At 64.9% G+C, this 20726-nt stretch carries 18 protein-coding genes and 1 pseudogene; 8 read left to right on the forward strand and 11 right to left on the reverse strand.

Annotated elements, in window-relative coordinates; translation table 11 throughout:
• Position 1: 1 nt before the first annotated feature.
• Both HYG77_RS24915 and HYG77_RS24920 read right to left on the reverse strand, forming a co-directional pair.
• Complete coding sequence (locus HYG77_RS24915) at positions 2 to 607, reverse strand: hypothetical protein (protein ID WP_109332095.1); 606 nt, start codon at positions 605 to 607, stop codon at positions 2 to 4.
• A gap of 134 nt (positions 608 to 741) precedes the next feature.
• The gene (locus HYG77_RS24920; RefSeq protein ID WP_208960958.1) at positions 742 to 1860 is read right to left on the reverse strand and encodes an XdhC family protein; all 1119 of its coding nucleotides are present in this window, start codon (positions 1858 to 1860) and stop codon (positions 742 to 744) included.
• Between the two features lie 184 nt (positions 1861 to 2044).
• Here HYG77_RS24920 and HYG77_RS24925 point away from each other — a divergent pair, with 184 nt between their 5' ends.
• Complete coding sequence (locus HYG77_RS24925; protein ID WP_208960959.1) at positions 2045 to 3232, forward strand: CoA transferase; 1188 nt, start codon at positions 2045 to 2047, stop codon at positions 3230 to 3232.
• Between the two features lie 23 nt (positions 3233 to 3255).
• Here the strand turns inward: HYG77_RS24925 and HYG77_RS24930 are convergent, their stop codons facing one another.
• The gene (locus HYG77_RS24930) at positions 3256 to 4617 is read right to left on the reverse strand and encodes an amidase (protein WP_208960960.1); all 1362 of its coding nucleotides are present in this window, start codon (positions 4615 to 4617) and stop codon (positions 3256 to 3258) included.
• Between the two features lie 142 nt (positions 4618 to 4759).
• Between HYG77_RS24930 and HYG77_RS24935 the strand changes: the two genes are divergently transcribed.
• Positions 4760 to 5935 (forward strand): MFS transporter, encoded by a 1176-nt coding sequence (locus HYG77_RS24935; RefSeq protein ID WP_208960961.1) that lies wholly within the window; start codon positions 4760 to 4762, stop codon positions 5933 to 5935.
• A 592-nt stretch (positions 5936 to 6527) separates the two neighbouring features.
• Here HYG77_RS24935 and couM read toward each other — a convergent pair.
• The 8 genes and pseudogenes from couM to HYG77_RS24975 all read right to left on the reverse strand — a co-directional run.
• A pseudogene (gene couM, locus HYG77_RS24940) lies at positions 6528 to 6782 on the reverse strand (p-hydroxycinnamoyl-CoA hydratase); the annotation flags it as partial.
• 998 nt (positions 6783 to 7780) lie between these two features.
• Positions 7781 to 9070, reverse strand: a complete 1290-nt coding sequence (locus tag HYG77_RS24945) for an MFS transporter (RefSeq protein WP_208960962.1) — start codon at positions 9068 to 9070, stop codon at positions 7781 to 7783.
• Between the two features lie 17 nt (positions 9071 to 9087).
• Positions 9088 to 9873 carry an ABC transporter ATP-binding protein gene (locus HYG77_RS24950; protein ID WP_208960963.1) on the reverse strand — a complete coding sequence of 262 codons (786 nt, stop codon included), beginning with the start codon at positions 9871 to 9873 and terminating at the stop codon, positions 9088 to 9090.
• The gene (locus HYG77_RS24955; RefSeq protein ID WP_244373107.1) at positions 9870 to 10859 is read right to left on the reverse strand and encodes an iron chelate uptake ABC transporter family permease subunit; all 990 of its coding nucleotides are present in this window, start codon (positions 10857 to 10859) and stop codon (positions 9870 to 9872) included. Before HYG77_RS24955 ends, HYG77_RS24950 begins: the two co-directional genes overlap by 4 nt.
• A 77-nt stretch (positions 10860 to 10936) precedes the next feature.
• Positions 10937 to 11995: an ABC transporter substrate-binding protein gene (locus HYG77_RS24960; RefSeq protein WP_208960964.1), complete on the reverse strand. Its 1059-nt coding sequence runs from the start codon at positions 11993 to 11995 to the stop codon at positions 10937 to 10939.
• Between the two features lie 141 nt (positions 11996 to 12136).
• Positions 12137 to 12535: a recombinase family protein gene (locus HYG77_RS40725; RefSeq protein WP_280123278.1), complete on the reverse strand. Its 399-nt coding sequence runs from the start codon at positions 12533 to 12535 to the stop codon at positions 12137 to 12139.
• Between the two features lie 343 nt (positions 12536 to 12878).
• Complete coding sequence (locus HYG77_RS24970; RefSeq protein ID WP_208960965.1) at positions 12879 to 13667, reverse strand: SDR family NAD(P)-dependent oxidoreductase; 789 nt, start codon at positions 13665 to 13667, stop codon at positions 12879 to 12881.
• Positions 13668 to 13772: 105 nt separating this feature from the next.
• On the reverse strand, positions 13773 to 14690 hold the full coding sequence (locus tag HYG77_RS24975) for an extracellular solute-binding protein (protein ID WP_244373110.1): 918 nt from the start codon (positions 14688 to 14690) through the stop codon (positions 13773 to 13775).
• A 362-nt stretch (positions 14691 to 15052) separates the two neighbouring features.
• Here HYG77_RS24975 and HYG77_RS24980 point away from each other — a divergent pair, with 362 nt between their 5' ends.
• The 6 genes from HYG77_RS24980 to HYG77_RS25000 all read left to right on the forward strand — a co-directional run bounded on the left by HYG77_RS24980 (position 15053) and on the right by HYG77_RS25000 (position 20704).
• Positions 15053 to 16375 carry an FAD-dependent oxidoreductase gene (locus HYG77_RS24980; protein ID WP_208960967.1) on the forward strand — a complete coding sequence of 441 codons (1323 nt, stop codon included), beginning with the start codon at positions 15053 to 15055 and terminating at the stop codon, positions 16373 to 16375.
• A gap of 228 nt (positions 16376 to 16603) precedes the next feature.
• Complete coding sequence (locus HYG77_RS40730; RefSeq protein WP_280123279.1) at positions 16604 to 16726, forward strand: hypothetical protein; 123 nt, start codon at positions 16604 to 16606, stop codon at positions 16724 to 16726.
• An 84-nt stretch (positions 16727 to 16810) separates the two neighbouring features.
• Entirely contained in the window at positions 16811 to 17023 is a 213-nt protein-coding gene (locus HYG77_RS24985; RefSeq protein WP_109332063.1) for a hypothetical protein, read from the forward strand.
• Between the two features lie 32 nt (positions 17024 to 17055).
• A complete protein-coding gene (locus tag HYG77_RS24990; protein WP_109332062.1) occupies positions 17056 to 17844 on the forward strand; it encodes an SDR family oxidoreductase in 789 nt (262 codons plus the stop codon).
• Positions 17841 to 19007 carry an ABC transporter ATP-binding protein gene (locus HYG77_RS24995; protein WP_208960968.1) on the forward strand — a complete coding sequence of 389 codons (1167 nt, stop codon included), beginning with the start codon at positions 17841 to 17843 and terminating at the stop codon, positions 19005 to 19007. Before HYG77_RS24990 ends, HYG77_RS24995 begins: the two co-directional genes overlap by 4 nt.
• Positions 19004 to 20704, forward strand: coding sequence for an iron ABC transporter permease (locus tag HYG77_RS25000; RefSeq protein ID WP_109332058.1), 1701 nt, complete (start codon positions 19004 to 19006; stop codon positions 20702 to 20704). Before HYG77_RS24995 ends, HYG77_RS25000 begins: the two co-directional genes overlap by 4 nt.
• Positions 20705 to 20726: the final 22 nt, after the last annotated feature.

A 20726-nucleotide genomic window follows, 5' to 3' on the forward strand; every position in this document is an offset into this window, starting at 1 on the left:
ATTAGTGGCGTTTGCCGGTCGGGGTTGTCCGGGTGCCCGGTGGTGGGGTGTCGGCGCGGGCGAGTTCGGCTACGCGGTCGGCCAGCTCACCGGTCAGTGTCGTGTCGGGTTCGGTGCTCGCGGCGTCCGCAAGCTGGGTTATGACGGTGGTGGTCGCCGCGTCGGCGGTGTCGGTAGTCGGGGAGTGCTCGTGCCGGCGCGGGACCTCGATGTCGTCGAAGTGCTCGGCGAGCGAATCGGTGTCGAGTTGGTGGGCCGCCTTCTCGTTCAGCTCGGCGTTCTCGACGGCCGCGGATCGAGAGGCGGTCTCGACCTCGGCGGCAGCGATATCCGAGGCGCTGGGATCGTCATCCGTGTCGGACGCGGTGCCGGTGACCAGGGTGATGCTGGGTGGGGCGTCGGCACCACGATGGGCACGGTCCTGGTGACCCAGAACGGTGCCGACGGCGCAATCGAGCAGGCCGAGGCCGCCCCGGTACAGCCGTCGGGCCGGTGCTCCGGGTGCCAGGTGTGCGATGACCTGGTCGTCGATCAGGTGAAGGGGGTAGCGCACGATCGTGTACTGCGCGCGCAGTATGGCCAGGGGAAGTGCGGTGATGATGTTCATGAGGCCTCTATGTCGGGTGAAAGGAATGGGGTGCCGCCGCTGAGGGGTTCCACACCGGCGCCGGAGACGCCCCTTCCACCGCCTTGACGTCCCGCGTCGTCGCTCCACATCCGGTTACCCGAAACTGCGTCCGATTACCCACGCCCTGATGCGACTGGTGGCCCGCCGGCTACGCACTCCTGGACTTCGACATCACGGTGAATCGGACCGCTCAGCTGTTGGAGCTCGAGCCCGGTGGTGCCCCGGGTCGTCTTCATCATCTCGGCGAGGATTGACACCGCGGTCTCCTCGGGAGTGCGGGCGCCCAGGTCGAGGCCGATCGGGGAATGCAGCCGCGCCAGCTCCGCCGCGGTCGTCCCCCGTTCCCGCAGCAGCGCGACCCGGCGCTCGTGCGTGGCCCGGCTGCCCATCGCGCCGATGTACGCGGCGTCCGATCGCAGGGCCAGCTCCAGCAGTGGGATGTCGAATTTCTCGTCGTGGGTGAGCACCGCGAGGACCGTCCGGTGGTCGACCGGCGCGGTCTCGAGGAACCGGTGCGGCCACATCACGACGACGTCGTCGGCGTCCGGGAATCGGGCGCGGGTCGCGAACACTGCGCGGGCGTCGATCACCGTGACGTGGTAGCCGGCGAACGCGCCCAGCGTGCACATGGCCGCCGCGAAGTCGATGGCCCCGAAGATGTACATCCGCGGTGGGGGCGCGAAGATCTCGACCATGCACGCCGTCTCGGACTGCAGCTGATACACCAGCGACTCGCCGGCGTCGAGACGGCGGCGGACATTCTCGACATCGGTCTCGGGCAGGTCGAGGTCGCCCGCGACCCCGTCCCCGGTGATCACACAGCGCCGGGTCCGTGATCCGTCGCCGGTCTCCGTCACGTCGGCGATCGACTCACCGCCGCGGATCCTGCGCGCCACGTTCGCGAAGTCCGGGAAGTCGTTGTGCCCGATACGCTGAACGAACACCTCGATGGTGCCGCCGCACGTCAGACCGACACCGATCGCGTCGTCGTCCGCCACACAGAACACTTCGGTCCGGCTCCGTCCGTCGGACAGCACGTCCCGCGCCGTCTCGTACAGGGCGCTCTCGACGCACCCACCGGACACACTTCCGAGCACCTCACCGGATTCCGACACGGCCATCGCTGCGCCCGGTGCCCGTGGAGACGACTTCCAGGTGCGTACCACCGTGGCGAGGACGAAGCTCTCGCCACGATCGAACCACGCTTGCAGGCCCGTCAGGATGTCGCGCATCGTCTCGTACTCCTCGGGTGCTTCGTCGGGACCCTCACGCTAACCGGCGGCGACCGGCCGTCGCGGCACACAATGCGCCGAAATCCCCAGCGGCCGCTTGTGCATTCTCGCCATCGCTATCGATCGGCGGGTCCGCAATTCTCGGACGGTCACCCTTCCTTACACAGAGAACCGAGGATCCACCATGAATCAGTTGCTCAGCGGGATCCGGGTCCTCGACCTCACGCGGGCCCTCGCCGGTCCGCTGTGCACGGCACTGCTGTCGGATTTCGGCGCCGACATCATCAAGGTCGAGACCCGTTCCGGTGGCGACAGTTCCCGGCAGTGGCCGCCGTTCGACGGCAGCGACAGCCTGTACTTCGCCTCCGTCAACCGCGGCAAACGGTCCGTCACGCTCGACATGCGCAGCGAGCAGGGCCGGAAACTGCTGCGCCGCATGGCCGTCGACGTGGACGTCATCGTGGAGAATTTCCGTCCCGGCGTCCTTGCCGACATGGGACTCGACCAGGAGTCGCTCGCCGAGGACAACCCCGGGGTGATTGTCATGAGTGTCAGCGGTTTCGGCCCGACCGGACCCGAGCAGTTCTCACCCGGACTCGATCAGGTGGCGCAGGGCATGTCGGGTCTGATGTCGGTGACCGGGGCCGGCGACCACACGCCGATGCGCGTCGGCGTCCCGATCATCGACACTGTGTCCGGCATCTATGCGGCGCTGGGCATCACGGCGGCGCTCGTGTCCCGGGGCAATGACGGCGCCGGTCATCACGTGCAGACGTCGCTGCTCGAATCGGCCCTGTCCATCATGTCGTTCCAGGCGCAGAACTACCTGAGCACCGGACGCGTCGCGGAGCCGAACGGAAACACGCACCCGACCATCACGCCGTACGGCACGTTCGACACGGCCGATTTCCCCATCATCATCGCGACCGGCTCGGACCGGCACTGGGTGTCGCTGTGCCAGGTTCTCGGGGACCCCGGCCTCGCCGACCGGCCCGAATACCGCACCGGCCAGTCACGACTCGCGCACCGCGATCGGCTCACCAAGGAACTTCTCGAACTGCTGTCGGTGCGGCCGGCCGCCGAATGGGTCACATCGATTCGCGCGGCGGGCATCCCGTGCGGTCCCGTCCACACGATCGATCAGGCCTTCGCCGACCGGCAGGTGCAGGCGCTGAAAATGGTGCAGCCGGTGGGCACACCGGACGGCGGGGAAGTGCCGCTGGTCCGGGGTCCGTTCTGGGTGGACGACGAGACCCTGCCCATCCGGAATGCGCCGCCGATGGTGCTGGGCCAGGACACGGCCGAGGTGCTCGGTGAATTCGGGCTGAGCGACGAAGACATCGAGGGCCTGCGGCGAGACCGGGTGATCTGACGCGCGCGTCGGCCGTGGTCGCCTCACAACCGGGCGGCCACGGCCAATGCCACGTGCTCGCACCACGGGCGACCGACGACCTGCACGCCGATCGGTAACCCGGACCGGGTGCTTCCCACCGGAACGACGACGGACGGCAGACCCGTCACACTGATCGCGCGGCAGCTCGCCAGGGCCTGAGCCCACGTGAGCGACTGCCCAGCGACGGCGAACAGTTCTTCGCCGAGCGGCGGCGCCGGGATCGAGGCGACGGGAAGGACGAGCACGTCGCCCATCTCGCCGAGCAATCGGTGGATGAGTTCCGCTCGCTGCGCCCACAGTCGCTCGACCAGGCGCCGGTCCACGTCCCGCCCGTCGGCCAACATCGTGGCGATGTTCGTTCCGAAGTCGGTACCGAGTTCGGTGATGTCGGTGTGGGTTTCGACCGCACGCAACCTGCCGAACAGATCGTTGCCCTCCGACAGCGCCCCGCCCTCGTACGGGCGGGCGCCGAGCCGTCCGGCGGCGCCGGCCACGGCCGCGACAATCTCCGTGTCCACCGGGACGGTCCCGTCGCCGGGCGCCCACGTGATGTCGAGACGCGGAAGGTCCACCGAAGCCGGGTCCGTCCAGCGGTACTGCGCCGACGAGAGCACCCGCAGCACGAGCGCCGCGTCGTCCAGTGTCCGCGCCATCGGGCCGATCGTCTGCAGCGTGCCGTGCATGGTCGCCGGATTGGTCAGCAGGTGATCGCCCGACGGGACGCCTGGATACTGTCCGTCGGAGTCCACCCGGCCGATCGTCGGGCGCACGGACCGCAGACCCGTGCAGTGGGCGGGCCAGCGGACCGAGCCGCCGAAGTCGGTGCCGAGACCGACGACACTCATCCCGGACGCGATCGCCGCCGCCTCGCCGCCGCTCGACCCACCGGGTGAGCGGGGAACACCGTCGGGTCGGAGGGGATTCACCGTGTACCCGAAGAGATCGTTGTGCGTCAGGCCGCTCGCCCCGAACTCCGGGGTGTTCGTCTTCCCGACGAGAATCGCGCCGGCCGCCCTCATCGCGGCCACCGCGGGCGCGTCGACAGAAGGCACGTTGTGCTCGAGCGCGCGCGATCCCGCCGTCGTCCGGACACCCGCGGTCGCGATCAGGTCCTTCACGGTGAACGGGACCCCGGCCAGCGGACCGACGTCCTCCCCTCGGCCGATCCGGATGTCGAGGTCGTCGGCGGCCCGGATCGACTGATCCTCGGCGACGGTGACGACGGCGTTCAGTTCCGGGTTCCGGGCCTTGATGTGCGCCAGGTGCTCGTCGAGCACCTGACTCGCGGACACCTCCCGGTTCGTCACCGCGCGTGCGATCGTCTGCGCGTCCGAGCCGACCCAGCTGCCGTCGTTACCCCACACATGTCCTCCTCGGCTCGTGCTCAGGGGTCGACGCTAGACATCGCCGAACCCGCCGCACACGGCCAGTGTGCACAGGAATCCGCGGCCCGAGCTGTGAAGAGTTGATACTTCGCCGCGCTACGGGCTCTGGGAGGATCAGGTGATGTTTCCGCCCTGGGTCCGCCTCGCCGCCGCGCTGTTCGCGGTCAGCTGGGGTGCCAACCAGTTCGCCCCGATGCAGCTCGTCTACCGCGAACATCTCGGTCTCGGCAACGGCTCGTTCACCGCGATGCTCGCGTCGTACGTCGTCGGGCTGGTACCCGCCCTGCTGTACTTCGGGCGCGTATCCGACCGGCTCGGCCGGCGCGCGGTGATCCGCCCGATGATTCCCGTCGGCATCGTCTCCTCCCTCGTCCTCATCGCGGGCGCCGCCGTCCCCGACCTGCTCTATCTGGGCCGGGTGCTGGCCGGACTCGCTTCCGGCATGGCGTTCGGCGCCGGCACCGCCTGGATGAAGGAACTCAGCTCCACCGCCCCGGCCGGGGCGGGTGCACGCCGCGCCGCCGTGTCGTTGTCGGCGGGATTCGGCTGCGGGGCCCTGTTCGCCGGAGTGATCGCGCAGTGGCTCCCCGCCCCCGAGCTGCTCCCGTACCTGGTGCACATCGCGTTGATGCTCGGTGCCCTGGCGTTGGTGTGGGCGGTGCCCGACGTGCGGGTCCGGGCGACCGACCTCACCGCCAAACCTCTGTCGGTGCTGGCGACACCCCAGTTCCGGTGGGGCATCGCCCCCTGGGCGCCGTGGGTGTTCGGTGTAGCGACCGTGTCGTTCGCGACCCTTCCACCGCTCGTGTCCGAGTCGCTGCGCTCCACGTCGGTGGCGTTCACCGGGCTCGTCGCGGCGCTGACCCTGATCACCGGGGCGGTGATCCAGCCGTGGGCCAAACGGTGGTCGCAGTTGGACGACGCCGCCGCAGGGATCCGGGTCGGCATCGCCCTCGGTGTGCTGGGCTTCGGCGCCGCGACCGTGGTCGCATACACCGGCGGTGCGCTGTCCGTCGCCGCGATCGTCGTCGCGGCGTTCCTCCTCGGATCTTGCTACGGCATCCTGCTCGGTTCCGGTCTCGCGTCCGTCGAAAAACTGGCACCGCCAGACGAACTCGCGCAGACCGTCGCGGTGTTCTACTGCCTGATCTACATCGGCTTCGCCGTCCCGTTCGTCATCTCACTCCTCGCCCCGCACCTCGGCTACGCCACCTGCTTCGTGGGGGCGGCACTGCTGATGCTGCTGTCCGTGGCAGTGGGCCGGAAGGTGAAGGACCGGCACCTCACCCACACGTGAGCGGCGAAGCGTGCCGGGGCACGCTTCGCCACTCACATAGGAGGGCGTTACCGTTCGGTCGCGCCGCACGCGGGCACCAGCGGCTCATTGTGCGGCCGTGGCGCACCGACCCGCGACCGCACCGGGAGCAGCGGCGGCCACGGCCAGTGCTGGCCGAGACGGCCCCGCGCACGCAGGAAGCCGAGGCCACCAATGTAGTGATCAGGCATTCGGGATGCATCGCTTTCGGAGTCGAACGTGACACGATCCGGCGGCAGAAGCGGGACCCACAAATGGTGCGGCTGGCGGGACTGGACGGTCGCCGACGGATCGTGAAAGGTAGATCGATGTGCGGGTGTCGGTGGGGAGGGCATCCTCGGAAGGAACGGAGTCGGGCCGCACACCCCGCCGTGTCTCCTGGGAAGGATTGTGCGACATAACCCCTCGACACATCGCGGGTTCGTTCGGATGCACCGGTAGAGACTGTCGGGAAGCAACGGCACAAGACCGGAAACAGTATGGACGACTGCCACCACACGATCCCCGGCCCGCCCGACTTCACCGGCGTCACGAACCCCCGCGCCTGCATAGCGCGAAGGACTCGTGACTTGGCTCATTCGAAGAAGCGGTACACGGCCTCGACGACTACCGCGGGGCGCTCGCTGCCTTCGAGTTCGATCTTCCCGTCGATGGTGACCTGGACACCGCCCTTGGGTAGTTCCTCGACGGACTGCAGCGTCGCGTTCAGGCGGACGCGTCCCTCGGCGGGGACGGGGTTGGTGAATCGGACCTTGTTGAGGCCGTAGTTGACGGCCATGGTGACGCTGTCGACGGTGAGGATCTCGTCCCACATGGGGATGATCAGCGACGACGAGGGAAACGCTACGTCGCCACGCGAAAAGGAGTAATGGACGACCTCACTACGATCCCAACCGATATGTGGAGGATCCGTCCACATTCCCGTGCCGCCCCGCCGAGGCGCTCTCGGCCCAGGCAAGGTGTGATCACCGGGTGGTTGCGAAATCGGCATTGACCCGGCAGCGGTGCTGCGAAGCGCCCGTGCGTGCCGCTGCTCAGGTGCCGGACCACACGGCCCGGGGATGATGCATCTGATGCAATACGGAGCAGTTCAGTTGACACAATCTCTGTTATCGGTGAGGGTGAAAATACTGGGGGAGGGGTATTTTCGGTTCTTCCACTCGGCTGTCCTCGATCTGAGCGTTCGTCGAGCAGGTTGCGCAGCTTGCGGTGATCGGAGAAATGCGATTCCCAGGACCAGGCGGCCGGCACGTCAAGCAGTTGCGGCGGTCTGACGCCGGTCGGCGGCATGAGCTCGCCGCCGATACTCGGCCCGGTCGATCGACCTCGGTCAGGCTCTCGACGTCCCCACGGTTCGGTCCAGCCCACGTGCCACCCACTCGCCAACGACTGCACGACCGCGCGCCGCTGAGTCTTGTCGAGCGACCATGAACGATCCACGGTCTTTGGTCAGTGTGCAGCGACCTAGACCAGCGCCCATCGAGCGTGCTGTGCCACATGTACACCGGCGCCGTGGGTTCCCCCTCGAAGTATCGGAGACTCTTCTCCCGCAACACCTGCCGCGCCGCCGAACTTTGATGTCGGTGGCCACCTCCCCACGCCATTACCGACCACGGTGCCGCGCCCCGGATCCCGGAGCCGATCTCCCGCAGCATCCGGATCAACGAATCGTTCGAGGCATCGAAGTTCTGCTTGTGCGTGCGTGCTGCGGTGTAGAACTCGTCGCCGATCACCACGCCAGCTCGACGGCTCGCCGGCGGCCTTCGAAGGCGACGTTGACAGCTCGCCAGCAGCTTTGTCCGTCGAGGGAACACGACGGGATCGAGCTCACTGCAATCTGGCCAGCACGGTCCGCAGACACAATCCGCTGGCAATGGGAAACGCAGCCGCTGCCAGCCACGGAATTCCTGCACCCCAGCCGGTCTCGGGGACAGCGTCGATCAACGACCCGAGCGCGGCCGAGCCGATGAGTACACCGATGCCACCGAGTGACGCCATGAATCCGAAATAGGCACCCAGTCTCCGCTCGGCAGCCAAGCGGGGCACCAAATCGCGTGCCTGCGGCATCGCGATCATCTGCCCGAGCGCCAGCAGCAGCACGAAGACCGCCACGGGGATCAGACCGATGACACCGCTCAGTCGAAGCGGAGCCGTTGCCGCGAGGACGAGGAACGACACCGCCATCACTGCGAACCCGATCGGCAAGACGACGCGAGGGGAACGCTTCTGAACCCTGCGGGTGATCGGCAACTGCGCCGTCACGACGAAGACCGCCGAAAGTGCGAAGAACCAGCCCAGTACCGTTTGCGATCCCCATACCCGTTCGACTTCGAGAGGGAGCAGGAGGTACAGCTGGTTGTAGGCGACCAGTTGGGTGCTCATGGCGATCGCGAACAGCACAAACAGTTTGTTGTGCACCACGTCTGTCCATCCCCCGTGCCATGGCTCGTCTTGGTGCTCACCCCGTTCGTTCGGAAGCCATTTCAGGTGCGCGGCGATGATGACGACGAAGATGACCGCTGCGACGAGACAGGCGATACGGAAATCGGCCAGCAGCAACACCGATCCGACGAGTGGACCGGTGAAAGAGCCAATTTGATTACATACCGAGAGAAGGGCGAATGTCTCTACCCGGCGCGGACCACCGCGACGCTCGCTCTTGCCGGCCTCGATGGCGACCGCGGTCTCGACTGCGGGAGAAAACAATGCGGCCGCAAAGCCGACCAGGACCGTCGCCACCAGCACTCCGGTCAGAGAATCAACAACCGCCAAGCCGAAAAATCCCAGGACGCGCAGTACACAGCCGACGAGGACGACGGGCTTGATACCGAACCTGTCGGCGAGGGTGCCGCCGACGAAGAACAGTCCCTGCTGTGAGAATGTGCGAACACCGAGTACGACGCCGACCAGTGCCGCACCGAGACCCAGGTTGCTGGTCAGGTGCACCGACAGGTAGGGCAAGACCATGAAGAAGCCGACGTTGAACGTCAACTGGGTGAGGACGAGCAGCCTGACGGTAGGCGTCGCTCGACGGAGGTCGTTGAAGAACGACCACCGCCAGCGCGTCCGCCGTCCATCAGCACCCGCGGTCACGTCACCCCGATCGTCGACCCGCATGACAACACCCCAGGTCCTCAGTGCGTGGGAACGGGAATCGCCCCCGGATCGAACAGAATGGACAGTCGTCCCTTCGCCTCGTCGACGAGAACCTCGGCCCGGACGTTGTACACCTGGGCGATCAACTCGGACGTCAAGACCGCGGTGGGCGTTCCGCCGGCGACGACCCGCCCCTCCTTCAACACGATCACCGTGTCACAGAACATGGCGGCGAGGTTGAGGTCGTGCAGGGCGATCACACTGGTAACGGGCAGCCGTGTGACGAGTGCCAGCAACTCCAGCTGGTGATGGATGTCGAGGTGATTGGTCGGCTCGTCCAGCAGTAGCTCGCGCGGCTCCTGGGCCAGGGCGCGGGCGATCTGCACCCGCTGCTTCTCCCCGCCGGACAGTCTGTGCCAGAGCCGGTCCGCCTTCGACGTGAGGCCGGTGTGCTCCAGCGCGGCCGCGACTGCGGCGTCGTCGGCGGCCGGGTCGCCGCCGAAGGTTCCGCGGTGCGGGATGCGTCCGAGGCGCACGACGTCGCGGACCGTGATGTCGACGTCGGTGTCGGCGTGCTGGCTCACGACCGCCACGGCGCGCGCAATGTCCTTGCGCCGCACGGTCGTGAGGTCGTTGCCGTCGAGGGTCACGACACCTGCTGTCGGTCGGACGACACCGTTCAGCAGCCGCAGGAGTGAAGACTTTCCGGACCCGTTGGGACCAAGCAGTCCCACGGTCTCGCCCTGTTCGGGTGTCACCGTGACCCCGTCGACGACCAGGGCGCCGCCGCGGTTCCAGGTGACGGTGTCGGCGTGCAGGGTCACTGTGCTCTCCTCCGACGGGACAGGATCACGATGAACGCGGGAACACCGACCAGGGCGGTGCCGACACCCACCGGCAACGGGGTGGGCGCGAACGCGACGCGGGAGACGGCGTCCACCCACACCATGAAGACGGCGCCCATCAACGCCGTCGCGGGGATCAGCCTGCTGTGCCGCGGTCCCACCAGGAACCGCGCCGCATGCGGGAGTACCAGCCCCACGAACCCAATCGCGCCGGCGACGCTGACCAGGGTAGCGGTGATGATCGCCGTGACCACCAACAGTAGGAGACGGACCTTCGCGACGGAGATGCCGAGGGAGGCCGCCACATCGTCACCGAACGAGAAGGCGTCGAGGACGTACGCGAAGTGCAGGCACACGGCAGTGCCGAGGAAGACGACCACCGCGCACAGCGTGACGTCGTCCCAGCGGACGCCCTCGAGGGATCCGAGCAGCCAGAACATCACGCCTCGGGTTTCGTCGGAATCCGCGAACGCGAAGATGACGAAGGACGTGAGCGCGGAGAACAGTTGGGTACTCGCGACTCCTGCCAGGATGATGCGGTCATTGTTGCCACCGGACAGGCGGGCAAGGAGCAGCACCAACCCGAACGCGACCAGCGAACCGATGAATGCGCCGCCGGACAAACCGAGCGCGGCCCCACCAACCCCGAGCACACCCACGATCACGGCACCGGTCGACGCACCCGACGAGATTCCCAGCACGAACGGGTCCGCGAGCGGGTTCCGGAGCAGCGACTGCATGATCACACCGCACAGACCGAGACCGGCGCCACAGGCGGCGGCCACTAACGCGCGGGGTAGACGTTCCTCCCACACGATCGCGTTCTTCGACAACCGCACCGGGATGTCCGCGAGACCGAGGTGGTTGAGCAGGACGTCGCGGACGTTGACCAGTGAAACATCCGCCGGGCCCAAGGTGACGGCGACCAGGATCGACAGCGCGAGCGCGAGGATCCCGCCGCCCACGATCAGCGACCCGACGACCCACCGGTGCCGCCGAACCGGTCCGATGGCTGCGGCGTCGGCGCGGCCGAGAGTGGTGGTCAGGAGGGCGCCTTCACGTCGCGGAGGCCGGCGGCGACCTTCTCGAGGCCGTCCACGGCACGAATGGACGGGTTCATCTCCGCGCCGTGCAGGGCGATGTACCGATGGTTGCGCACCGCGTCGAGGTTCCGGGTTACCGGATCGGATTCGAGGAAAGCGATCTTGTCCGCCAGCAGGTCTCCAGGGAAACGGTTGCGCAACAGGTCACCGAGAACGAGGACCTCCGGGTTTCGTTCCACAACGGTTTCCCAACCGACCGCCGCCCAATCGTCGGTGAGGTCAGAGAACACGTTCGTGGCGCCGACGGTGGTGGCGAGCAGGTTCGCCGAGCCCAGACCCCCCGCGGCGTAGGGGCTCTTGGTGTCGGCGAACCAGAACGCCATCGACACGTTCGACTTCTCGATACCGGCGATGGCCGCGGCCTCCCGGCCCTGCAGTTCGTCGACCAGACGCGCGCCCCGCTCGTTCATATCGAATACGGCTGCGAGCTCACGAATTTCCTGGTAGAGCGCGTCCATGGTCAGCGGTGTGGTGCGCTTCCCGCCGCCGTTGATACTCACCCCGTTCTCACAGTCGGTGGGCGAGAGGTACGACTCAACTCCGGTCTCGTCGAACCGGGCGCGCTCCGCGACACCGCCCTGCTTGAAGTGACGGCCGAACGAGGCGGTGACGAAGTCGGGGTCGGCGTCGAGAACGACCTCGTACGTCGGTGCGTTGTCCGCCAGCCTGGGGACCGATGCGTTGGCTTCGGCGAGGTTGTCACGTACCGGATCCGTCCACGACGCGGTACCCACCATCCGGTCGGCGAGGCCGAGCGACAGCATGATCTCGGTCGAGCCCTGGTCCAGCGACACCACCCGCTGCGGCGGCGCGTCGACGGTGACTGTCTTGCCGCAGTTATCGAGGACGAGCGGATAATTCGTACTACCGTCCCCGGTCGCAGCGGCGCCGGTGTCGTCGACCGCCTCGGATTGTCCACACGCGACCAGCGCACTGGCCAGTACTGCGGTGACGGCCACGAGACCGATTCGGCCCACGGAAATCTTCACGATCGTCATAACTCTCTGCTCGTCCAGGATCAATACTCCGCCCGAGCGTCGATCGAAGCGACAGCGATCAGCAGGTGCGCACGAGGAAGAACGTGAAAGATATCATGTAACCCTAACCTAAGTACCATCAAGGTTCACCTGGAGGGAAAGTCACAGCATCCACGGTCGAACGTGTCCTATCAGATTCTCATGGTCTCGTACCTTCAGCATGCCCGCGATCTGGGCGACGGTGTGCTCACCTGCGTCGTAGAGGCGCTGAGCGAGCACCTTCAGGCCGATGCCGCGCTCACGGAGTTCGGCGCCGAGGGTGATCAGGTGCAGTACCGATCGTCCGAGCCGGTCGAGCCGGGTGATCACCAGGACGTCGCCCTCGCGTAGCCGTGCCAGCGCCAGATCGAGCTGGGGGCATGACGCTTTCGCTCCGCCCGCATGGTCGACGTGGATGTTCTCGGCGGCCACCCCGGCGCGAACTAGCGCATCGACCTGGTGCCGAAGGGGAACATCTGGCGGCGCCGTTGCCTCTCGCACCTGGTCGTGAAGCGGACTCAACGCGCATCTTGACGCGAAAGACCCAGCCGGTCCCCGGAAGGAGGGCAACTTCACCGATATCGGTGCGAATGTGCTCATGGCTCCTTCTCTGGCGCGAGCGCACAGACACCGATCCAGCCACGGGTCTGACATGGGTCAATAGGCTCATCATCGAGTCATTTCTTTTCAGGACCCGCAGAGATCCGGCCCGGGCGACGCGACCTCGGCGATCATGAATGGTCTCGGTGGGCGGTTATGTCGGACAGATGACCCGAGTTGCGGTCGTGATGGGCGAAACTTTCGATGGGAGAATGGCGAGCCGGACGGTCTCTGATATGGCTGTGGGTTGCTGTCGCGTAGGTTTTCAGACCGTGAAGCGACCACCGTTGCTCAACAGCACCGCGCCGACCACGTTGCTTGCAGCGTCCGATGCCAGATACAGGATGTTGTCGGCGAGTTCTTCTGGTGTTGCGTAACCGCGGGCGCCGCTCTTGGCCATCGCCTCCCGTAGATGTGCCGGGGTGCGGCTGGCCATCCCGGTGTCAACCGGACCGGGAGCGACGGTGTTCACGCGGATCCCGAATGGTGCAACTTCTTTGGCCACAGACTGACTAAGCGCGTGGACCCCGGCTTTGGATGCTGAATAGTGCGGGTAGCCGATGAGTGTGTCGAAGGCCGACGACGAGCCGATCGTCACAATCGCTCCGCTTCCAACAGGTTTCATTGCGCGTACGGCCTCACGCAGAACGAAGAATGTTCCGTCGAGGTTGATGGACATGATTCGCCGCCAGTTGTCATCCTCGAGGTGCGCGAGGATATCGATCGGTTCGCCCTTCTCTGCGGCGTCGTACATGCGTTGCTTGCTCGTCGGATCATCGACGCCCGCGGCATGAACCACCACGTCGATCCGGCCCTGGGCCGCTACGACGAGTTCGAAGGCGGTGGCGACCGCGGCCGAATCGCTGACGTCGAGGCCGATGGCCTGTCCCACGTCGATGGTGGCGGCTACAGCCTCGGCTGCGTCCTTGTCCACGTCGCATAAATAGACGGCAAGGGCACCGCGATCGGCGAGCGCTCGTGCGGTTGCTGCACCGATGCCGGATCCGGCGCCGGTCACGACGGCGATCTTTCCTGCGAACTGATTGTCGGTCATCTGTTGCCTTTCAGTTGGATCCAGATCCCGGTAGCTCGGGTCCAGGACGCACGAACCCGCGTGCTGCTGCCGGTGGTGACAGCACGAGGGTGAGCGGGCGCGGCTTCAGTTGAAGGTCTTTTCGAGTTCGTCGCGGTAACGTTCTGCACCATCGCCAGTGGTCACCTCGACGTTCTGGTCGGGGACCTCCTGTGCGCGAGCCAACGATCCTTCGACGTCGGGTAGCGCGGAGCTGTACCCAACAGAGGTGGCAGCCTGGCCCGGCTGACTCACCATGAAATTGGCGAGGACTTGTGCGGCATTCGGGTGGGGTGACGTGCCCAGTACGAGCCCGTACCACTTGGCGCCCCAGATATGCTCGCCGGCAGCCCATTCGACCGGCGCGCCGGCTTCTTTGTTGGGCAGCATCGGGTCTGCCATCAGCCCTGCGGAAATCTCGCCGGAGGCGATCGCCTGGGCAAGCGGCTGATTGCTGGGGTAGATGCGCGGATTCTGGTCTGCAATCTGTTCCAGCACTTCACGTCCGCCGTAGTACTTTTCGATGTGTGAGTAGTAGTCGAGGTAGGTGGGCGACGTGGCCGGGTTCACGATGCCAATCTTGCCTTTCAGTGCCGGCTCCAGGAAATCCTGAGGCGTCGAGATGCCGCTCGGTAACAAGGACGTGTTCCAGCCGAATCCGAGGAGGACTGCTCCCTCGAGGAAGAAGCGGTCGGCGATGATGCTGGTATCGCGCTCGTATTCTGGGTTGTCGAAGTTCGGGCCGATCAGCTTGCCCGCAGCGTCGGTGTCGTTGTTGGCGTCCATCCAGGAGACGTCAGTGATGACGGCGACGTCTCCAATGCCTTTGCCGGACCTGCTTTCGGCGTCGATCTTGGACAGGAGGTCGGCGTCCACACCACGAACCACTTCGAGATCGATCGCCGGATAGGCGGCTTCGAATGCCCCCTCGAGTGCCGCCAGGCGCGGTGCGGCCTGCGTCGAGTAGATCGTCACCTTGCCTTCCTCGTTCGCCGCGGCGATCACGTCGTCCCAGGAACCCGAAACCGGCTCGGATGTACCCGACGAGCTGCTACCGCACGCGGTCAGCGTGAGGGCGGCAAGGGCCGCTGTCACCGCCGCGCGGATGCACTTGTGTTTCATGTCTGGTCCTTCCTGGACTGAAGTCAATTCAGTTCAACATAGAGTGATGCAGCACACAACGCAAGTGGTGTGTGTACTGACGCTCTCCTTTTGGCGGGGTGTTCGTTGACACGTCTCCAGGTTCGTGAAAATCTAATTGAACCGAAATCAGTTCTAGTGCCGTAAGCTGCATGTCACGGCCCTATCGTGGTGGCTGGTCGGGTCGCCAGACCCGGCCGACCCGGCCGCCGGAAGTGAGGAAGATCATGTCCAGCGGAGCTTTTGACCTCCTGGTTATCGGTGCGGGTATGGCCGGGCTGACCGCCGCAGCCAACTCTGCGCGCAACGGCAAGAAAGTATGCCTGGTCGAGGTCAGCGGCGACGTCGGCGGATCCGCTCGGTTTGCCGGCTATGCCTGGACCGCGCCGACGTACGAGATCATGAACGCCGAGAACCCAAGTGGAGACGAGTCACTCAAACGAGCTCTGGTCGATCGCTTCGCCCACGGGATCGAGTGGATCCGATCTGTGGGTATCGACGTCGACGATGCCCAGCGCATCCTGGATTTCGGTGGTCAGGGTCACAAGTTCGACACCAACCATTATCTCGACACCTGCCGGCGGATTGTCGTCGACGCCGGGGGAGAACTTGTGCTCCGCGCGGACACCGAGGATCTGCTTGTGGAGAACGGTGGTGTCGTCGGTGCGACGGTGCGCGTCGATGGTGTGGTCCGCGAGATCCGCTCGCTCAACACGTTGCTCGCGACCGGTGGATTCCAGGGCGACAAAGAACTTCTTGCCGAGCACGTGCACCCCGACGCCGGGAAGATGCAGCTCCGGTCGAATCCGAACAGCTGTGGTGTCGGGTACCGGCTGGCCTCGGCGGTGGGTGCTTCGACCGGGTCTGAGGATGCGGGCTTCTACGGGCACCTGATCCCCAGTGGTGTCGAGCTGGCCGACCCCTCCGACTTCGTGGACATGTCGCTCTACTACAGCGAACATGCTCTGCTGTTCAACCTGAACAACGAACGCTTCGTCGACGAGACGCTCGGTGACCATCTGACCACTATGGCTCTCCTCGGCCAGCCCGAGAGTCGTGGACTCTTGATCGCGGACGCACGCGTCCATCGCGACTGGATGTTGGCGTCCTATGTCGAAGGCGCCATCGCTCTCGACAAGTTCGATCTCGCCAACAGGCGAGGTGGAAGGGTCGGTATGGCCGAAGATCTCGACGAGTTCGAATACCTACCTGAGGAATGGGGATACGACGGCAAGGCTATCGCTGCGGCAGTTGCGGAATTCAATCGCGCCGCCGATGCCGGTGATCATCTTTCGCCTGGCCGTACTCGTGATCGTGCGTCGCTGGCGGAGGGGCCGTATTACTTCATCGAGGCTGCTCCGGCCATCACCTTTCCGTTCCATGGCATCCGGATCGATGATCACGCGCGGGTGCTGGGCGCGGACGGCGCTCCGATCGCCGGATTGCTGGCGGCCGGCTCCGACGCCGGCGGCCTCTGGCATCGGGCTTATGCCGGCGGGATCGCGTCCGCCTTGGTTTTCGGGCTGACCGCAGCTGTCACGGCGCGCTGACCGGGCGTCTCCGCCCCCTTGTCAGACCCGGAATGAGCGGCGGGTTCAGTCACGCCCTCCGCGTGAACCACTCAGAAAAATCGAAACAAATTCACTTCAATTTTCTGGTCGTGATTGACATCACAGGTTGCGGCCGATAGCTTCAAACTGACATCAGTTCAGTTTGGTTCACGCCGATTGCTTCCTGCCTTGGCCGAGAGCTCACGTTCAGTTTGAAGGGAAACAGACATGAAGGCCTTTTCCAAGGTTGCCGGAGCTGCGGCCAGGACCATGGCGACGCCCGGCGTCGTCGTCTGTGGTGGTTCGTCGGGCCTGTCGAACAGCGCGGTCGAGGGGATTGTCCGCTTGTGACCGAGGTCAACGCCGGGGCTCCGGTTGACTGGGCATTGCCCCCCAACAATTGGGGTCCCTCGGTTCACAGAGGCTATCGAGGGCGTGCCGCACCTGAATACGGCACAGGTGCTCGCGGACTTCCTGGGGACCCGCGGAGGCCGGAGCGCACTGAACGGCGGCTACGCCGCAGCCCTCCCCGAGATCCCGGGTTCAGGTGTCGGGGCGAAGGACATCGCGTCGCCCGAGGCCGACGATCTGGCTTTGACCAGGTTGATCAGTACGCCCCAAAGGTGGACGAATCTCTTCCAGAGCTGAGCACCGGTCAACACTCGAAAGGTAATACGACGATGGATGACATGGCGACGTCGCTGCGTGGACTCACCGTATTGGTGACCGGTGCATCCGGTGGTATCGGTGGCGCAAGCGCCGAACTCTTTGCCGCACAGGGTGCAACAGTGTATCTCGGCGATGTCGATGATGCTGCGGGACAGGCGCGGGCACATGCCTTGGGTCCGGCCGCCCACTATCTCCATCTCGACGTGACGAGTGAAGAAAACTGGGCTGCCGCGACATCGGCGATAGCCGCCAACGGGCACGCGCTCGGGGTTCTGGTCAACAGTGCGGGTGCGGCCATCAAGGCTCCACTCCAACAGACATCTCCGGACGGTTTTCGGAAGATGCTCGACCTCAACCTGATCGGTACATTCCTCGGGATCAAAGCCGCAGCCGAGGCCATGGTCGACGGCGGATCCATCGTCAACCTGGCCTCCCTGCGGGGTGTTTTGGCCACCGCCGAACTCGGGGCGTACGGTGCCGCGAAGTCCGGCGTTCGGGTGCTGACCAGGGTTGCCGCCCTTGAATTGGCCGACCGCGGGATCCGTGTCAACGCGGTGTGTCCAGGGAGCATCGAAACCGAGATCACTTCCGTGCCGGACTTCGCGGCGGACGACACCACCGCCTACGTGCGCAGTATCCCGATGCAGCGACGAGGTTCTTCGGAGGAGGTGGCCAAGACGATCCGCTTCCTCGCCACCGATGACAGTGCCTACATCACCGGAACCGACCTCATCATCGACGGTGGTCAGGCCGCCGGTGTACGTACACCAAAGATCTTCACAGAAAGCGTCTCGAAATGACCTCCCAATTCAAAGTTTCCGGTCTGAACAAGAGTTACGGATCGAATGTGGTCGTCGATGAACTCGACCTGGATATCGAGGAAGGCGAGTTCCTGGTCCTGCTCGGACCCAGCGGTTGCGGCAAGACCACGACCCTACGTTGCCTGGCCGGCCTCGAGACCCCGCAAGGTGGTTCGATCGAATTCGGGAACAAGACGGTCTTCGATGCGAGCACCAAGATCGATATCCCCGCGCACAAGCGCAATATCGGGATGGTGTTCCAGTCCTATGCGTTGTGGCCGCACATGACTGTCCGCGACAACATCACGTACCCGCTCAAGGTCCGCAAACTCAAGAAAGCGATCTCCGACGGATCGGTGGAAGTGGCCGCGGACATGGTCGATTGCGGCGCGCTACTCGACCGGTACCCGTCCCAGCTCAGTGGTGGTCAGCAGCAGCGCGTCGCGGTGGCTCGCGGACTGGTCGCCCAACCGGACCTGATGTTGTTCGACGAACCGTTGAGCAACCTCGATGCCCGTCTCCGCGATCAAGTACGGTCGCAGATCCACCAGCTGCACCAGAGGATCGGATTCACAGCCGTTTTTGTCACGCATGATCAGGCTGAGGCCTTCGCGCTGGGCGATCGTCTGGCAATCATGAAGTCTGGCAGGATCGAACAGTACGACGCTCCCGAGCATGTCTTCGAGATGCCGGCGTCCGAATACGTCGCCGCCTTCATCGGGATGGGCAATCGACTCGAACTCAAGCGTGGCCACGAAGGCTGGAAGACCAACGCAGGTGACGGCATCGATCTCAGTGGAGCCGTAGTGCGCGACCGGGCCGACGAGGGCACCAGCGCAGTCGCCCGCTTCCGTCCGGACGATGTGTTCCTCCATGAGTCATTACAGGATGTCCCGGTGGGCAACGTTCCCCTTCACGCCGAACTTGTCGACTACGAATACGCCGGCCGATACTTCGACGTCTCGGTCAAGACCGGTTCCGAGCCGTTGGCGTTGCGGGCCAAGGCATCCGAACACGGAGCGCGGCTGCGTCAGATGACGCCCGGTGCGCCGTTGGTGATCAGCTTCTCGCCCGACAGCCTGCGGGTCTACGGCGAACCCAATGGTTCGGCAGTTGCCGAGCCCGATCTGGTCGCGGCAGGCAGTGGAGGAACCGCGTCATGACGACTATGACTGCAGTGGCACCCGCACGATCGTTCTCGATCCCGACACATTGGCGCGCTCGGAGCGGCTACATCGTCCTGCTCGCGGTGCTCGCGTACCTCGTTGTCCTGCCCATGGTCCGTCTGCAGATACTGGCATTCGAGGACGGTGCTGCCGGCTACAAATCGCAGTACGGCCGATACGACATTGCCAAGACCCTCGGGACCACCGCCGCCCTGGCGGTCGGGTCACTGGTGATCGCCATGGTTTTAGGCACGCTTCTTGCCTATGCTGCAAGTCGTCTTCCCTCGAGACTCGGCTGGCTCAAGATGATCCCGATCCTGCCGATCGTCATGCCCGCGGTCGCAAGCATCGTCGGGTGGGCGTTCCTGCTGTCACCCGGACCCGGTTATCTCAACGTCTTGCTGCGCAAACTCCCGTGGTGGAGCAGTCTCGAATCCGGGCCCGTGGACGTCTACTCAGTGCCGTGGATCATTATTCTCACCGGTTTCGGGCTCACGTCCTTCGTGTACTTGTTCGTCAGCTCCGGGATGCAGAACATCAGTTCCGAACACCTCGAGGCCGCGCAGATAAGCGGGTCGTCAACCATCGGTATCTTTTTCAAAGTGGTTCTCCCGCTCCTCCGCCCGTCGCTGATCTACGGCGGCGGTATCGCGCTGTTGCTCGGGCTCGGGCAGTTCACCGGTCCACTGATCCTTGGGCAGAACAGTGGAGTCAAAGTTCTCACCACTGAGATGTACGAACGGGTCTCACAATCGCCGTCGGATTTCGCCGCCGCGGCCGCGGCAGGTTCACCACTGGTCATCTTCGGCCTCGCGGTCGTCCTCATCCAGAAGGGCTTGCTCGGCGATCAGTCCCGGTTTGTCACCCATGGGGGAAAATCGTTCGTGAACCCCACCGGCCGAGGAACCTGGGCAGCTGTCACCATCGCGGTTTTCTCCCTGTTCGCGCTGGTACTGCCATTGATCGGTTTGATCATTGTCTCACTGACGCCGTACTGGTCGGGATCGCTGGGCTGGGACCTGTTCACGCTCGCAAACTACAAAGAGCTGTTCCGCACCAACTCCATAGTGGAATCGGTCATCACGAGCATTGTGACCTCCATCGGCGCCGTGGTGATCTGTATCCCCATCGGCTACGTGATCGCGAACCTGCTGATCCGTGGACGTCGATACAAGATCCTCGGGTTGATCGGAGATGTGATAACGGCACTGCCGATGGGTATTCCGGCCGTGATCTTCGGTGTCGGATTCCTGATGGTGTACACCGAGCCGCCGTTCATCCTCTATGGCACCCGAGCGGTGATCATCCTGGTGTACGTGGTCCTGATGCTGCCTTTTGCAGTTAGGATGCAGATGACCTCGATGTTGTCACTGGGCAACACCTACACCGAAGCGTCCGCGACCAGTGGAGCCTCCCCGTTCGTGACGACTCTTCGAATTATGTTGCCGCTCATGCGGCCCACGATCTTCAGTGCTGTGGCACTGATCTTCATCCTGCTCACCCACGAGTTCGCGGCGTCACTCCTCGTCCGCGCATCCACCACGCAGGTCATGGGTACCCTGCTCTACGACATGTGGCAGAACGGCTCGTATCCGATGGTGGCCGCGATGGCCTTGTTGATGACGGCGGTGACCACGGTAGGTGTAGTGATCGCAATGATCTTTGGTGGCCGCAACGTTCTGAGTAAGTTGTGATGGAAAAGGATTCAGGACAGTG

The sequence above is a fragment of the Rhodococcus sp. ZPP genome, assembly GCF_017656075.1.
GTDB lineage: Bacteria > Actinomycetota > Actinomycetes > Mycobacteriales > Mycobacteriaceae > Rhodococcus_F > Rhodococcus_F oxybenzonivorans.

Excerpts from the sequence above, each read along its gene's own strand:
- HYG77_RS24915 (WP_109332095.1), bottom strand. The coding sequence starts at position 607 with ATGAACATCATCACCGCACTTCCCCTGGCCATACTGCGCGCGCAGTAC.
- HYG77_RS24920 (WP_208960958.1), bottom strand. The coding sequence starts at position 1,860 with ATGCGCGACATCCTGACGGGCCTGCAAGCGTGGTTCGATCGTGGCGAG.
- HYG77_RS24925 (WP_208960959.1), top strand. The coding sequence starts at position 2,045 with ATGAATCAGTTGCTCAGCGGGATCCGGGTCCTCGACCTCACGCGGGCC.
- HYG77_RS24935 (WP_208960961.1), top strand. The coding sequence starts at position 4,760 with ATGTTTCCGCCCTGGGTCCGCCTCGCCGCCGCGCTGTTCGCGGTCAGC.
- HYG77_RS24945 (WP_208960962.1), bottom strand. The coding sequence starts at position 9,070 with ATGCGGGTCGACGATCGGGGTGACGTGACCGCGGGTGCTGATGGACGG.
- HYG77_RS24960 (WP_208960964.1), bottom strand. The coding sequence starts at position 11,995 with ATGACGATCGTGAAGATTTCCGTGGGCCGAATCGGTCTCGTGGCCGTC.
- HYG77_RS24970 (WP_208960965.1), bottom strand. The coding sequence starts at position 13,667 with ATGACCGACAATCAGTTCGCAGGAAAGATCGCCGTCGTGACCGGCGCC.
- HYG77_RS24980 (WP_208960967.1), top strand. The coding sequence starts at position 15,053 with ATGTCCAGCGGAGCTTTTGACCTCCTGGTTATCGGTGCGGGTATGGCC.
- HYG77_RS40730 (WP_280123279.1), top strand. The coding sequence starts at position 16,604 with ATGAAGGCCTTTTCCAAGGTTGCCGGAGCTGCGGCCAGGACCATGGCG.
- HYG77_RS24990 (WP_109332062.1), top strand. The coding sequence starts at position 17,056 with ATGGATGACATGGCGACGTCGCTGCGTGGACTCACCGTATTGGTGACC.
- HYG77_RS24995 (WP_208960968.1), top strand. The coding sequence starts at position 17,841 with ATGACCTCCCAATTCAAAGTTTCCGGTCTGAACAAGAGTTACGGATCG.
- HYG77_RS25000 (WP_109332058.1), top strand. The coding sequence starts at position 19,004 with ATGACGACTATGACTGCAGTGGCACCCGCACGATCGTTCTCGATCCCG.